The following is a 13,681-nucleotide window of genomic DNA, read 5'->3' as shown; positions in this document are numbered from 1 at the left end:
TCAGGCGCGCCCGAGCGACGCCAGAGTCTCGCGAATGCGCTCCAAATCGGCTTCGCGCACGTCCAGCAACGGACGGCGCACATAGCCGCCCGGCAGGCCCTGGATGTTCAGCGCCGCCTTCAGAATGGCGGGCCCCGACCCGAAGCGGCCGACAAGCTCAGAGGTATACCAAGCGTCCATGATGACCCGGTCCTGACGGCCGCAGGCGCGCGCCGCCTCGAAATCCCCGGCCCAGACGTGATTGTAGAAATCCGGCTGGGTCCGCCCCAATACGCCGCCGGCCCCCATGGTGCCGTCGCCGCCCCCGCCCCTTAACAAGGCCAGGCCGCCGTCGTCCATGCTGTGGCCGAAAACGCGGATCTGCTCGCACAGTCCGAAATAGGTCTGGACGAAGCGGCGCAGGTCGCCCGTCGACTGCTTGATGGCGACGACGTTCTCGATGTCGGCCAGACGGCGCAACAGGTCGAAGTCCATGTCAACGCCCGTGCCCGGAGGCCAGTTGTAGACGCAGATCGGCAGGGCCGACCCGTCCGACACCGTCTGATAGAAGCTGACGATCTCATCGGCTGACGGGCGAATATAGGGCGGAGGCGTCACCAGCACGCCTTCGTAACCGCAGGCGTGGGCGGTCTCGGCGAAATCGACGACCTCCTGCGCGGTAAAGGCGGTGCAACCGGCGATGAGCGAGATCTTGCCCTTCATCTGTTCGCCGACGGCGGTGATCAGGGCCTTGCGCTCCTGAGGGGCCAGACTGGTCCACTCACCCGTGGTTCCGGCCACCACCAGACCGTGCATGCCCTCAGCGTGCAGCCATTCCAGCAACGTCCCGAGGCCTGGCAGGTCAAGCTGTCCATCGACGTCGAAGGGCGTCGTGATCGCGGGGATGTAGCCGCGCCAGCCGACGCGCATTCTCTTGCCAGTCACAAACACCTCTAGATCAATACTGTGCGACAGAATAGCCCTGTCTCGAGCATTTCGTTTGGTCTCACAATACGGGACAAATGATCAATATCATTGCGTTTCACGCAACACGCGCTAGCCTCCGCGTCCTAGGAGGACTCCATGCAGGGAAACGCGCTTTATTACTTTCATGAGGCCGCGCGGCTGGGCTCGATGCGGCTGGCCAGCGACAAGATCGGCGTCGCCGTCTCCTCCATCAGTCGTCAGATCGCACAACTGGAACGCGACATGGGCGTGGCCCTGATCGAACGTGGACGGCGCTCGATCCGCATGACCGAGGCGGGCCAGTTGGCCTACGAATACTATCAAGGCTGCGTCGCCAACGAAGAAGCCTTCATGAACAGGCTTCACGAGCATCGTCAGATGAAGGCGGGCAAGGTCAGCATCGCTGTCGGCGAGGGCTTTCTGGGCGGCTTCTTCTCCAAGGTCCTTGAGGAATTCCAGGGCCAGCACCCCGGGATCGCCGCGTCCGTGTCGGTGCAGTCGACGACGGAAATCGTCCGGGCCGTCCTGGATGACAACGCCCACTTCGGCCTGATCTTCAACGACTGCGCCGAGCCCAAGATCCGCGTGCGCGCCGTGGCGGCCCAGCCCTTGATGGTGGTGTGCGCCCCCGATCACCCGGCCGCGCGGCTGAAAAGCGTGTCCCTGCCCCAGCTGAGCGCTTTCGACCTGTGCCTGCCGGACATCGGCCTGAGAATCCGCCAGATCCTGCGCGAGGCCGAGCGGCGTGAGCAGGTGTGGCTGGAGCCCGCCCTGACCACAACCTCCCTGTATGTGATGCGCGAGGCGGCGCGGGCGGGCCGGATGGTTACCGTGCTGCCGCGCATCGCGGTGACGAGCGAACTGGAAGAAGGAACCCTGGTGGTCCGCCCGCTCAACGAGGCCAACCTCGAAGACACGACCATCAGCCTGATCCACCGACTGGGGCGTCAGCTGGACGGCGCGCCCGCCCGCCTGCTGGCCGCGTTCGAAACCCGCATCAAGGGCTGGAACGAGACCGAGACAGGGCGCGACTGACGCGAACTGGAGGCGGGCTTAACGCCCGCCTTCCTCAGGGCGGCCACGCGTCGTCAGCAGCACGACGATGATCGCGACAATGGCGTTGACGCCCATGGCCACCAGCCCCTTGTCCCACCCGGGCAGCAGCGCCACCCACAGGGACTGGGCGGACGGCAGCAGCAGGGCCGCATAGCCCGCGCCGATGCCCGCCGCCACGCCGATCGCATTGGCGCGCGGCCACAGGAAGGCCAGGAAGACCCCAGGCGCCAACATGCCGATGGCGGCATAGGCGGCCAGGCCGATCTCGACCAGGGACGAGGTCGCGCCGATCGTCAGCCACACGGCCACCGCCGCCAAACCGACCATCGACAGCCGCGAAACCAGCAGACTGGCCCTGTCGCTCAGGTCCGGCTTGAGCGGCATGACCACGTTGCGGCTGAAGATCGAGCCCGCCGTCAGCAGCAGCACTGAGCCCGGCACCAGCGCCAGCAGGCAGGCCGTCCCGGCCAGCAGGCCGATCATCCACGCCGGATAGGCGTCGGACACGAACTGCAGCAGGGCGGCGTTGACGTCTCCGCTCGGCGGAGAAACCCCGGCCAGTAGAGCGCCGAAGCCCAACAGGATGATGAAGAAGAAGGACAGGGAATAGATCGGCTGCAGCACGGCGTTGCGGCGGATGGCCTTACGGCTGCCGGCCGCGTAGCAGAGCTGGAACATGTGCGGGAAGATCCAGGTGCCCAGGGCGACGTTCAGGGCCGCCGTCATCATCCAGGTCACCGTCAGGCCCGCTTCGGGGACAATGCCCGGAAAGACGCCGATGCCGGGATGCTGGTCCTGAACCCGCGCAAACACGTCCAGAATGGACGAGGCCCCGACCTTGCCCGCGACGGTGGCGCTCAGGCCGACGACCAGAACGATCATCAGCACGTCCTTGACCCCGGCCGCAAAGGCGGCCGAGCGCAGCCCCGCCACATAGACGAAGGCAAGCATGATGCCTGCGGCGATGATCGCCGCCGCCGTCACCGACACCTCGGTCCCCAGCGTCAGGCGCAGGATCAGACTCAGGGCCGTGATCTGAATCTGCACATAGACGACGATGGCGGCGATCCCCGCCAGACCGACCAGACACCCCAGCCAGGTCGCCTTATAGCGGGCGGCGAAAAAGTCCGCCTGAGTGATGAAACCGCCCTGACGCCCCGCCTGCCAGATGCGCGGCATCAGCCAATAGCCCAGCGTCGCCGCCAGAGACACGGAGGTAAAGGCCAGATAGGCGGGCGCGCCATAGGCCCAGGCGTAGCCCGAAATGCCCAGCACGGCGAAGGTCGTGTAGATCTCGCCCGCGTTCAGGAACCAGAAGATCAGGGTGCCGAAGCTACGGCCGCCGACCGCCCATTCGCTCACCGTCTTGGCCTTGGACTTCTGATGTCCGTAGAGCATGGCGCCGATCATGGTCGCCAGCACGATGCCGAAGGTCAGAACCAGGGTCACGACAGACCCTCCGCGTCCCGATCATCGGTCAGACCCAGCTCCTTCTCGATCCGCTCGTCGCGCCAGAAGACGAAGCCGATCACGGCGGTGGCGACCAGGATGCCCGCCATCTGCCACGCCATCGGCAGGGGCAGAGAGAAGACCCGCACCGACGCCGTATTGACCAGCGGCGTCAGGCCGATCTGCCAGATGAAGGGGATGACGAGCAGCCAGCGGTGAACATACCGCCGGTGCATCGCGCGGAACGAAGCGTACTGAGACATGGTCAAGATTTCCGCGGCAGGCTCAGCGCGCCTGGCCGGACAGGCCGTGGTCATCGCGCACGACCGCTCCGCCCTTCATGACGAAGCTGAGCGAGCGCAGCGCGCCGATGTCCTTGGTGGGGTCGCCGTCCAGAATGACGATGTCAGCGTATTTGCCGACCGTGATGCTGCCGATATCGGCGTCGCGACGCATCATGCGCGCGGGCTGGATGGTGGCGGCCTGAAGCGCCTGAAGCGGCGTCATGCCCGCATCGACATAGAGTTCGGCTTCGCGCACCGTGGCGGTCGTGCCTTCGTTGTCCTCGAACGGAAACTGATCGGTGCCCAGCGCGATCGGCACGCCCAGTCGGATCGCTTGCTGCAGCACGGCCCAGTGATCCTTGCCCACGCTGTCGACCCGCGCCAGGTACCAGTCCGGCGAACCGATCCGCTGATAAAAGGCGCGCGCGCCGGGCTGGCTGACGACGATGGTCGGGATCAGCCAGGCCTCGTCCTTGGCCATGCGGCGCAGCACCGGCTCGGTCAGGTGATAGCCGTGCTCGAAGGCGTCGATGCCGTATTCTAGCGCCTGCATCGCCGCCTGGGGCGAGCCGTTGTGAGCGGTGACGCGCACGCCGTTGCGATGGGCCACGTCGATCAGGACAGAGAGCTCTTCGTCGGTCATCGGCGCGGCGGCGATGTCGCCGTGGGTGTCGGAAATGCCGCCCGAAATGGCGATCTTGATCCAGGAGGCGCCCTGTTTGATCTGTTCGCGCGCGGCGCGGGCGAAGGCGTAGGGGCCGTCGACTTCGCGGAAGCCGTGACCGCCGGTCGGTACGATCAGTTCGCCTGCCGTCTCGATGCGCGGCCCGACCGCTTCGCCGCGCTGGATGGCGCGCTTCAGGGCGAAGTCGTTGCCGTGCAGTTCGGACACCAGGCGCACGCTGGTCACGCCCGCGCGCAGCGAACGCTCGGCGTTGTGCGCCATGCGCAGCACCTGCTGGGCGTCCGTTTCATTCTGGAGTTCGGCCCCCGCGGCCCCCGGCAGCTTCAGGCCGAAGTGGACGTGCATATTCATCAGCCCCGGAGCCAGCCAACGGCCCTCCGTCGAGATGATGCGGGCGCCGACCGGCGGCTGGACCTCGCTGCGCGGACCTACCCGGACGATGCGCTGGCCCTCGACCACGACCACCGCGTCGGGAATGATCCGCCCGTCCTCGACCGACACCACCGAGCCGCCCACCAGAGCCGTGACCTCTCCGTCCGGCTGCGCCTGAGCCGAGGCGGCCTGCGCGCCGAAAACGGCCAGGGCCGCAGCCGATGCCGCCGCCATCAGAGACGCGAAACGTGGAAGACGAAGCGAGTACATGTGAAATCCCCTCTAGTCCGGGCGCGCCGGAGCCTCGCACTGTCAGGAAATGCGATAAGCGTGACAATGCAGTTCGCTGATACAGTCTGTTGCGCTCATGGCAACGAAGATCAAAGATCAGGCGGTTACGTCGCAAACCGTCGCCTTACGGCGCAGATCCTCGAAACTGGGACGGTCGCGCTGAATCCGGTCAGTCGAACGGGTGTACCAACCGGCGCCATGCATGCGCGCCATCAGCTGCATGGCGGGCGTATCGACATGCAGACGCTCGGGATCGACGAAGCGGTCGTCCATGTGCAGCGCCAAGACCTGTCCGATCACCACCGTGGCCGCGGGCGCAAAGTCCAGCGTCTCGACGACCCGACATTCGAAGCTGACGGGCGCCGAGGCGATGCGCGGCGGCCTGACCATGGCGCACGGCGCCGTCGCCACCCCGGTGGCGGCCAGTTCGTCATAGCCTGCCGGGGCCTCGGCGCAGGTCCAGTTCATGGCGTCCAGATCATCCTCGGACACCAGATTGACGACGAATTCGCCCGTCGCGACGATGTTGGCGCAGGTGTCCTTGCGATCACCATTCGGCTTGCGCATCAGACCAAGGGCGATCAGCGGCGGATCGGCCGCCATCATGTTGAAGAAGCTGTAGGGGGCCGCGTTGCGCACGCCGTCCGGCGACAGGGTCGTCACCCAGGCGATCGGCCTGGGCGTAATGGACGACGCCATCAGCTTGTAGCGATCGCCCGCTTCCAGCTGCGACAGGTCAAACAGCAAGGTCGTCCTCCGACCCGATGCGGCGCACCGGACGCTGCGGCGCCGTGTTGACGCTCAACTGGAAAACGTCGGGGCGCGCATAGTGGCCCGCGACGTCAAAGTCGTATTTGGCGCGCGCGATCTCGGACAGGTCGATATCGGCGTAGAGGATCGTCTCGCCGGAATAGTCGGGCCCAGCCAGCACCTCGCCCAGAGGGGCGACGATCATGCTGCCGCCGCGCATTAGCACCGTGTCGGGCGCGTCGCCGAGGGCGCAGTCATAGTCCGCCGGATAGGCCTCGCGCCGGATATGCTGGCAGGCGGACAGCACGAAGCAGCGGCCTTCCAGCGCGATATGGCGCATGGAGGCAGCCCAGCCGTCGCGGTCGTCCGCCGTCGGCGCGCAATAGAGGCCGATGCCCTGATCGTACATCGCCATGCGCAGCATGGGCATGTAGTTCTCCCAGCAGATGACGGCCCCGATCCGGCCCAGCGAGGTGTCGATCACCGGCATGGTCGAGCCGTCGCCGAAGCCCCAGATCAGCCGCTCGGCGCCCGTCGGCATCAGCTTGCGGTGTTTGGCGATCAGGCCGCGCTCGCCGTCGAAGAACAGGACTGTGCAGTAAAGCGTCGCCCCGCCGCGCTCGATGACTCCCATCACCACAAAGGCGCCGGTTTGGGCCGTCGCCTGGGTCAGGGCCGCTACCTCGGGTCCGTCGAGATCAATGGCGCCTTCGTAGTAGCGGCGAAAATCCTCGCGCCCCGACGGCTTGCGCATCCCGACGGGCGTGCCGAACGAGGCGCCTTTCGGATAGCCGCCCAGGAAGGCCTCGGGAAAGACGATCAGCCGCGCCCCCTCGCCGGCCGCCTGACGGATCAGGTCCGCCGCCTTGGTCGCCGACGCCCCAGGATCGCCCGGAATCGACGCCGCCTGCACCACGGCCGCCTTGTAGGACTGAGACATCACGGCCCCCTCTTCATCCCTGAAACCTCAGCGCAGATTAGTTGCGTTTGACAGCAATTGGAAGATATTTTAGGTCTATAATATTAGTGGAGGAGTGGGGTCATGACGAACCGTTTCGACCAATACCGCGAGGATGTCATCGGCCGCGCCAACGTCGCCGACACCCCCGAACTGGTGGACTACTATGGCCGCCTCTCGCAGCTGGGAACCGGCGCCCTGTGGACGGTGGCCAACAAGATCGAGCCCTGGGAGCCGGTCTCCACCTCCGTCCCCATGCTGTGGCGCTACGCCGACCTGCGCGACCACGTGCTGAAGGCCCTGGATCTGGTCACGCCGGAACAGGCGGGGCGTCGCGTCGTCTATCTGGAGAACAAGGGGCGGGCCGACGTGGTCGCGGCCGTGGGCTGGCTCTATTCCGGCCTGCAGGTGATGAAGCCCGGCGAATGCGCCTCCAGTCACCGCCACAGCGCCTCGGCCCTGCGCTTCATCATGGAAGGGCGCGGCGCCTTCACCAACGTCGACGGGCACAAGATGACGCTGGGGCCGAACGACTTCGTTCTGACGCCCAACGGGACCTGGCACGAGCACGGCGTGGCCGAGGACGGCGAGATCTGCATCTGGCAGGACGGCCTCGACATTCCGATGATGAATGCGCTGGAGGCCAACTTCTACGAGGTCCACCCGGACCTGAACCAGGCGGTCTCCTTCCCTGTCGACGACAGCACGGCGACGTGGGCGGGCGCGGCCCTGCGCCCGGCGTCGACGCCCTGGAACAAGCCCTATTCGCCGCTGCTGAAGTATGAGTGGGGGCCGACCTATGAAGCCCTGCAACGCTTCGCCGCCGTCACCGACGGCAGCCCCTACGACGGCGTCCATATGGACTACGTCAACCCGAACACGGGCGGGCCGGTCATGCAGACCATCGGCGCCTCGATGCAGATGTTGCGCCCCGGCGAACGGACGAAGGCCCACCGCCAGACCGGCAGCTTCGTCTATCAGTGCGCCAAGGGGCAGGGCTATTCCATCATCAACGGCCGCCGGTTCGACTGGCGCGAGCGGGACATCTTCGTCGTCCCGGCCTGGATGTATCACGAGCACGCCAACGCCTCGGACACCGAGGACGCCTGCCTGTTCGCCTTCCACGACCTGCCGGTCATGCGCGCCCTGGGCCTCTATCGCGAAGAAGCCCTGGCCGAGAACGACGGCCACCAACCCATCCTCTCCGAATAGGACTTAAAACCCATGCGTCTTGTTACCTATCGCGCCAGCGTCGAGGCCGAGGCCCGGCTGGGCGCCATCGACGGCGACCTGGTCGTCGACCTTGAAAAACTGGGCCAGGCGCGCGGCGTCGCCCTGCCGTCGACCATGCTGGCCTTCATCGACCTGGGCCCTCAGGCGGTGTCGGCGGCGTCGGCCCTGATGGCTGAGGCCAAGGGCCTGTATCCGGTCGGCGTCGCCACGCCTCTGTCGAACGCCAAACTGCTGGCCCCCATTCCGCGCCCGCGCAAGAACATCTTCGGCATCGGCCTGAACTATACGGAACACGTCGCGGAATCGGCCAAGACGCTGGACACGTCGGCCGACCTGCCGCGCGAGCCGGTGATCTTCTCCAAGCCGCCGACGACCGTGGTCGGACCGGGCGACCCCATCGTCCACAACGCCGCCATCACCCAGCAGCTGGACTGGGAAGTCGAACTGGCGGCGGTGATCGGCTCGACCGCCAAGGGCGTCAGCCGCGAGGACGCGCTCAAGCACGTGTTCGGCTATACGGTGCTGATCGACGTCAGCGCCCGCGACTGCCGCCGCGCCGGCCAGTGGATCTACTCCAAGGGCCAGGACAGCTTCGCCCCGATGGGGCCCTGCATCGTCACGGCGGACGAGATTCCCGACCCGCAGACGCTGGACCTGACCCTGTCGCTGAACGGCGTCCAGAAGCAGAGCAGCAACACCGCCTATATGCTGTTCAAGGTCGATGAACTGATCGCCGACATCAGCAAGGGCATCACCCTGGAGCCCGGCGACATCATCGCCACCGGCACGCCTGCAGGCGTCGGCGCCGGCATGGATCCGCAGGAATGGATGTGGCCCGGCGATACGGTCGAGGCCGAGGTCGTCGGCATCGGCAAGCTGCGCCACCCCGTCGTCGCCGCCTGACGACAAAAGCCCGCCCCGGCGCAGCGCCGGGGCGGGCTTTTCATTTCAGGAACAGGGCGAGGCTCAGGTCTTCGCCAGACCGTCGCGAACGTCATCCGGCCAGGGCGCCGAGCGCCCTTCAGCCAGGATCATGCAGACCAGCACGCCCTGCGCCGTCATCCGCACCTCGTCGCCGCAGGCCACCGTATAGGCCACGGCGCAGCTGGATCGGCCGACCGATTTCACCTCGATGGTGATGTCCAGTTCGTCGCCGAGGCGGCTGGGCGCCGCAAACCGGCTGTCCAGGCTGACCGTGGGCACGCCCAGGCCGCGCGTCAGGTGCAGTTCGGCGAAATCAACGCCCAGGCCTTCGGCGAACCAGTCCTCGACCGCCCCGTTCAGCATCTCGAAATAGCGGGGGTAGAAGACGATGCCCGCCGCATCGACGTGTGCGAAACGCACCTTGCTCCGCGTCGTGAAGCTCATGTGTGAAGGTTCTCTCCGATCGACGCCTTGACCTTGGCCAACAGGGCGTGAAGCTGTTCCAGATCATCGGGCGCCACGTCGGACAGCGCCTGATGGATCCACGCATGGTGCGCCTTGGCCAGCACGTTGAAACGGGCCTGCCCGGCCGCGCTCAACCGCACGATGGAAGAGCGGCGATCTTCGGGGTCGGGACTGACCACGACCTGACCTGCATCCTGAAGCTGACGCACGATGGCTGTGACGTTGCCGTTGGACACCAGAAGCGCGCGCGACAGCTGTCCCATCGTCCGCCCCTGCGGATGACGGTCCAGCGCCGCCATCACGTCGAAACGCGGCAAGGTGGTGTCGTATTGCTCTGCGAAGCCGCGCCGCAGACTCTTTTCGATCGTCATGGTGCAGCTCAGCATCCGCAGCCACGCCCGGACGTCGATCGGCCCCGCGCCGCCGTCATGCTTCTCGCGCATGGCGCGCCACTCCTCTGCGAACCGCCCGGCCGCCCCGGTCAGGCTCTCACGCCATCTGCGGCGCTTCGGGCCTGTCGCGCAAGCTGGTCGAAACCGGCGCGATAGACGCTGGGCGTCGGATGCTCGCGGCGGCCCGCGGCGGCCGCCGCCTTGAGAGTCCAGGCCGGGTCCAGAAGGTGCGGGCGCCCCAGGGCGACAAGGTCCGCCCGCCCGGCCGCCAGGATGGCGTTGGCCTGATCCGCCTCGGTGATGGCGCCGACCGCTAGGGTGCGAACGCCTGCCTCATTGCGGATGCGGTCGGACAGGGGCGTCTGGTACATCCGCCCGGTGACAGGACGTGCGTCTGGATGCGTCTCGCCGGACGAGACGTCGATCAGGTCCGCCCCGGCCGCAGCCATTCGCCGGGCGATCTCGACCGCCTCATCCGGCGCCAGACCGGCCTCCCCCATCCAGTCCTCGGCCGATATCCGCACCAGCAACGGCTTGGCCTCAGGCCAGACGGCGCGCACCGCTTCCACCACCGACAGCGGGAAGCGCAGGCGCCCGTCCAGATCGCCGCCGGAGGCGTCCTGGCGATGGTTCATCAGGGGGGTAATGAAGCTGGACAGCAGGGTTCCGTGCCCGGCCTGAATCTCGAGCACGTCGAAACCCGCCGCCTCGGCCCGCCGCGTCGAGGCGACGAAGGCGTCGCGAACCGCGCCCATCCCGGCTTCGTCCAGTGCGGCAGGCGCGAGGCCGCCCTCGGCCCAGGGCCGATCCGAAGCCGCCACAAGCGGCCAGGGCTGATCCAGAGGCGTCGTCGCCGGGCGGCCGCCCTGCGGCGCGGCGCACGCTCCGCGCGGACCCGCATGGCCAATCTGGGCGCCGACGAGGGTTTCTCCCCCCGCATGGATCAGGGCGTTGATCCGCGCCCAGCCCGCGATCTGATCGTCGTCATAGAGACCGGCGCAGCTCGGCGTGACCCGCCCCTCTGGGGACACGGCCAGCATTTCGGTCATGAGCAGACCCGCGCCGCCCAGCCCTCGCGCGCCATAATGCGCCAGGTGGAAGTCCATCGCCCGCCCCTTTGCGTCCGCCTGATAGGTCAGCATCGGAGCCACGACGATCCGGTTGGACAGTTGCGCCTCGCGCAGGCGCAGGGGGGCGAACATCGGCGGCGTCCCCGCCCCTGCCCCCGCCTTACCGGCGAACCAGTCCTCGATCCGGCCCAGCCAGGGGCCGTCGCGCACACGCAGGTTCTCGTGGCTGACCCTCTGGCTGCGGGTCAGCAGGGCGTAGGCGAACTGCTCGGCGTCGAAATCCGCATAGCGGTCGATGTTCTCGAACCATTCGGTGGAGTTGCGCGCGCTGTTCTGGATCTTCAGCACCTCGACCTGGCGCTCGTCGCGATAATCCTTCAGCGCCTGCGTCAACGCCTGTCGGTTGTCGAGGCCCGGCCGGTCCAGCACCTCGGCCAGCTTGATCGCATCCTCCAGGGCCAGCTTGGTGCCCGATCCGATCGAGAAGTGCGCCGTGTGCGCGGCGTCGCCGAGCAGCACCACATTGTCGAAGGACCACTGGCCGCACAGCACCCGGCGGAAGTTGATCCAAGACGCCGAGCCGCGCAGGTGCGCCGAATTGCTCAGCAGCGGATGGCCGTCCAGATGGCGCGCGAAAATCCGTTCGCACGCCGCCAGCGTCTCTTCCTGGCTCATGTCCTCAAAGCCCAGTCCCGCCCAGGTCTCAGGCGAGCATTCGACGATGAAGGTCGAATGGGTTTCGTCGAACCGATAGGCGTGAGCCCAGATCCAGCCCGCCGGGGTCTTCTCGAAGATGAAGGCGAAGGCGTCGAACAGCTTCTGCGTGCCCAGCCAGGTGAACTTGTTCCGGCGCGTCTGGATGTCGACATCGAAACGGTCGGCGTAGCGGGTGCGGATGCGGCTGTTCACCCCGTCGGCGGCGACGATCAGATCGAAGTCGGCGTAAGACGCCAGGTCATCGCCGAATTCGGTCTCGAAATGCATGACGACGCCGAGCTCGGCCGCCCGAGCCTGCAGAATCTGCAACAGCCGCTTGCGCCCTATGCCGATGAAACCGTGGCCGGAAGACACCTCCGTGCGGCCATCCAGCGCCACGGCGATGTCGTCCCAGTGCGCAAAGCTATCCCGGATCCGACCCGCGCTGACCGGGTCGTTCGCTGTCAGATTGGTCAGCGTCTGGTCGGAAAAGACGACGCCCCAGCCGAAGGTGTCTCCGCTCCGGTTGCGCTCAAAGACATGGATGTCGTGCTCCGGGTTCCGAAGCTTCATCGAGATGGCGAAATAGATGCCGGCGGGACCGCCGCCAAGACAAGCAACACGCATGAGACGCCTCCAGTTGCTTTAGGTCTAAAATAAATTAAGACGGCAGGCAAGCGGTTCATCTCCGCCGCCGACACGGCGCCGGATAGCGCGGAAGCGTCTTAGTCCGTCATGACTTCCAGGTTGGCGTTCAGTCGTCCAAGCAGCGTCAGCAGCCGCTCAGTATCCCGCTCGGAGAATCCGGCCAGCGCCTGACGATAGACGGGCGCCATCAGGACCCGGGCCTGCGCCAACCGCTCGCGGCCCGCCTGCGTCAGACTGACGTCGATCACCCGTGCGTCCGCCGCGCTGGTATTGCGCGAAACCAGCCCGGCGTTGGTCATCCGCTCCACGATCCGCATCATGGTCGACAGATTGACCACGCCCGCCCGCGAAATCTGACCGATCGAACGCGGCGCCTGCTCGCCCAGAATCATCAGCACCCGCCATGTCGGGATGTCGACGTCGATCTTTCGCAGTTCGCGCTCGATGATCAGGTTGTAGCGGCTAAGCACCCTGTTCACCTGGTAAAAAGGGTAGCGCTCCAGACGGAACTCTTCCGAACCGGGGTCGCCTGTCCGGCGCGTTTGCTCAACCACGGCGCCGTCCCTGCCCGCACAGGGCCCCCGCCGGATCAGCGTCGGCGCTCAAGAAATTAGTTGCAGATGCAAGTTTCTTCGGCAAGGCTTGATCCTGAGGAAAAAGAAAAGGGGAGGGACGAATGTCCGTATCTGCACAAGCTCTGTCGCAAATCGCGGCAGGCATCGCCAGCGGTGATGTCAAGGTCGTCGACCTGACGCAAACCCTGTCGGAAGACACGCCGACGCTGGTGCTGCCGCCGCCGTTCGGCCAATGCGCGCCGTTCAGCCGCCAGGAAATATCCCGCTACGACGAGCGCGGCGTCGCCTGGTACTGGAGCAATTTCACCGTCGGCGAGCACACGGGCACCCATTTCGACGCGCCCGCCCACTGGGTCACCGGCAAGGACCAGCCGGCCGGCACCGTGGACGTGGTGCCGCCGTCCGACCTGATCGCCCCCGCCGTTGTCATCGACTGTTCCGCCGAGGCCGCCGCCGATCCCGACTTCCTGCTGGAGCCCGCTCACATCGAGGCGTGGGAAGCCGTTCACGGCCGCATCCCGCCGCGCAGCTGGGTCCTGTTCCGCACGGACTGGTCCAAGCGTGATCCGGAGGCCTATGTGAACCGCCGCGAAGACGGCGCCCACACCCCCGGACCGTCGGTCGCCGCCGTCCGCCTGCTGGTCGAAGAGCGCGACGCTCTGGGCTTCGGCGTCGAAACCATCGGCACGGACGCCGGTCAGGCCCACCTGCTGGAGCCGCCCTACCCCGCCCACGCCCTGTTCCACGGGGCCGGCCGCTATGGGCTGCAATGCCTGCAGAACCTGGACGCCCTGCCGCCTACGGGCGCCGTGGTGATCGCGCCGCCGCTGAAGATCCGTGATGGATCGGGCAGCCCTCTGCGCGTTCTGGCTCTGGTCGCGGGCTGAT

At 66.7% G+C, this 13,681-nt stretch carries 14 protein-coding genes; 4 read left to right on the top strand and 10 right to left on the bottom strand.

What is annotated here, in order from left to right; translation table 11 throughout:
• Window positions 1-924 (bottom strand): dihydrodipicolinate synthase family protein, encoded by a 924-nt coding sequence (locus ACLBV5_RS06075; RefSeq protein WP_253122687.1) that lies wholly within the window; start codon window positions 922-924, stop codon window positions 1-3.
• 138 nt (window positions 925-1,062) lie between these two features.
• Here ACLBV5_RS06075 and ACLBV5_RS06070 point away from each other — a divergent pair, with 138 nt between their 5' ends.
• Window positions 1,063-1,980, top strand: coding sequence for a LysR family transcriptional regulator (locus tag ACLBV5_RS06070; protein WP_025977699.1), 918 nt, complete (start codon window positions 1,063-1,065; stop codon window positions 1,978-1,980).
• 18 nt (window positions 1,981-1,998) lie between these two features.
• Here the strand turns inward: ACLBV5_RS06070 and ACLBV5_RS06065 are convergent, their stop codons facing one another.
• From ACLBV5_RS06065 to ACLBV5_RS06045, 5 genes are all read right to left on the bottom strand, one after another.
• Entirely contained in the window at window positions 1,999-3,450 is a 1,452-nt protein-coding gene (locus ACLBV5_RS06065) for a sodium:solute symporter family protein (RefSeq protein ID WP_447605111.1), read from the bottom strand.
• A complete protein-coding gene (locus ACLBV5_RS06060; protein ID WP_201105631.1) occupies window positions 3,447-3,713 on the bottom strand; it encodes a DUF3311 domain-containing protein in 267 nt (88 codons plus the stop codon). Before ACLBV5_RS06060 ends, ACLBV5_RS06065 begins: the two co-directional genes overlap by 4 nt.
• Before the next feature lie 22 nt (window positions 3,714-3,735).
• Window positions 3,736-5,025: an amidohydrolase family protein gene (locus ACLBV5_RS06055; RefSeq protein WP_278069433.1), complete on the bottom strand. Its 1,290-nt coding sequence runs from the start codon at window positions 5,023-5,025 to the stop codon at window positions 3,736-3,738.
• Window positions 5,026-5,178: 153 nt separating this feature from the next.
• Window positions 5,179-5,829 (bottom strand): flavin reductase family protein, encoded by a 651-nt coding sequence (locus tag ACLBV5_RS06050; RefSeq protein WP_208542128.1) that lies wholly within the window; start codon window positions 5,827-5,829, stop codon window positions 5,179-5,181.
• A complete protein-coding gene (locus ACLBV5_RS06045) occupies window positions 5,819-6,772 on the bottom strand; it encodes a carbon-nitrogen hydrolase family protein (RefSeq protein ID WP_392355123.1) in 954 nt (317 codons plus the stop codon). The genes ACLBV5_RS06050 and ACLBV5_RS06045 overlap by 11 nt, the downstream gene beginning before the upstream one ends.
• Before the next feature lie 102 nt (window positions 6,773-6,874).
• Here ACLBV5_RS06045 and ACLBV5_RS06040 point away from each other — a divergent pair, with 102 nt between their 5' ends.
• Window positions 6,875-8,002 (top strand): cupin domain-containing protein, encoded by a 1,128-nt coding sequence (locus ACLBV5_RS06040; RefSeq protein WP_447605110.1) that lies wholly within the window; start codon window positions 6,875-6,877, stop codon window positions 8,000-8,002.
• Between the two features lie 12 nt (window positions 8,003-8,014).
• Complete coding sequence (locus tag ACLBV5_RS06035; protein WP_025977706.1) at window positions 8,015-8,926, top strand: fumarylacetoacetate hydrolase family protein; 912 nt, start codon at window positions 8,015-8,017, stop codon at window positions 8,924-8,926.
• Window positions 8,927-8,989: 63 nt separating this feature from the next.
• Here ACLBV5_RS06035 and ACLBV5_RS06030 read toward each other — a convergent pair whose 3' ends face one another.
• The 4 genes from ACLBV5_RS06030 to ACLBV5_RS06015 form a co-directional block, all read right to left on the bottom strand.
• Window positions 8,990-9,391 (bottom strand): acyl-CoA thioesterase, encoded by a 402-nt coding sequence (locus tag ACLBV5_RS06030; RefSeq protein ID WP_025977707.1) that lies wholly within the window; start codon window positions 9,389-9,391, stop codon window positions 8,990-8,992.
• Window positions 9,388-9,855 carry a MarR family winged helix-turn-helix transcriptional regulator gene (locus tag ACLBV5_RS06025; RefSeq protein WP_025977708.1) on the bottom strand — a complete coding sequence of 156 codons (468 nt, stop codon included), beginning with the start codon at window positions 9,853-9,855 and terminating at the stop codon, window positions 9,388-9,390. Before ACLBV5_RS06025 ends, ACLBV5_RS06030 begins: the two co-directional genes overlap by 4 nt.
• A gap of 38 nt (window positions 9,856-9,893) precedes the next feature.
• Window positions 9,894-12,197: a bifunctional salicylyl-CoA 5-hydroxylase/oxidoreductase gene (locus ACLBV5_RS06020; RefSeq protein WP_447605109.1), complete on the bottom strand. Its 2,304-nt coding sequence runs from the start codon at window positions 12,195-12,197 to the stop codon at window positions 9,894-9,896.
• Between the two features lie 98 nt (window positions 12,198-12,295).
• On the bottom strand, window positions 12,296-12,772 hold the full coding sequence (locus tag ACLBV5_RS06015; protein ID WP_447605108.1) for a MarR family winged helix-turn-helix transcriptional regulator: 477 nt from the start codon (window positions 12,770-12,772) through the stop codon (window positions 12,296-12,298).
• A 122-nt stretch (window positions 12,773-12,894) separates the two neighbouring features.
• Here ACLBV5_RS06015 and ACLBV5_RS06010 point away from each other — a divergent pair, with 122 nt between their 5' ends.
• Window positions 12,895-13,680, top strand: coding sequence for a cyclase family protein (locus ACLBV5_RS06010; protein WP_134581404.1), 786 nt, complete (start codon window positions 12,895-12,897; stop codon window positions 13,678-13,680).
• Window position 13,681: the final 1 nt, after the last annotated feature.

It is taken from the genome of Brevundimonas sp. M1A4_2e, assembly GCF_053345555.1.
The sequence above is the reverse complement of the archived record's forward strand: the minus strand, read 5'-3'. Positions and strand labels throughout refer to the sequence as shown.